Raw genomic sequence first — 773 nt, 5'->3', positions numbered from 1 at the left:
GGACCTGTCCCGTGACCTGAAGCGTGCCAAGTACGCCGGTAACGAAGAGCCGCATCTGCTTGGCAAAAACATCGCGCTGATTTTTGAAAAAGCATCGACCCGTACCCGTTGCGCGTTTGAAGTGGCAGCCTATGACCAGGGCGCACATGTGACCTACCTCGGGCCGTCCGGTTCGCAGATCGGCTACAAAGAGTCGATGAAAGACACCGCCCGTGTACTGGGCCGCATGTACGATGCGATCGAATACCGTGGCTTCAAGCAGGACGTGGTTCAGGAACTGGCCGACAACGCCGGCGTACCGGTTTACAACGGTCTGACCGACGAATGGCACCCAACCCAGATGCTGGCTGACGTGCTGACCATGATCGAAAACAGCGAAAAGCCGCTGTCCCAGATCTCTTACGCTTACGTTGGCGATGCCCGCAACAACATGGGTAACTCCCTGATGGTTGTGGGTTGCAAACTGGGCATGGAAGTTCGCATCGGTGGTCCTAAGGACCTGTGGCCAGAAGAGTCCCTGGTTGAAGAGTGCAAGAAAATTGCTGCTCAAACCGGCGCGCGTCTGGTGCTGACCGATGATCCTAAGGCTGCGGTTGAAGGCGTTGACTTCATCCACACCGACGTTTGGGTTTCCATGGGCGAGCCAAAAGAAGTTTGGGCCGAGCGTATTGCCCTGCTGTCCCCATTCCAGGTGAACGCCGAACTGATGGCTGCTGCCAAGAACCCGGCTGTTAAGTTCCTGCATTGCCTGCCAGCTTTCCACAACAGCGAAA

General features: G+C 56.5%; 1 protein-coding gene. It reads left to right on the top strand.

The genetic code is table 11. The features are described 5' to 3' along the window. A partial coding sequence (gene argF, locus EGI20_RS18920) for an ornithine carbamoyltransferase (RefSeq protein ID WP_498633249.1) occupies positions 1 to 773 on the top strand: 773 nt, incomplete at both ends.

This window comes from Aquitalea sp. S1-19, assembly GCF_024343515.1.
The sequence above is the reverse complement of the archived record's forward strand: the minus strand, read 5'-3'. Positions and strand labels throughout refer to the sequence as shown.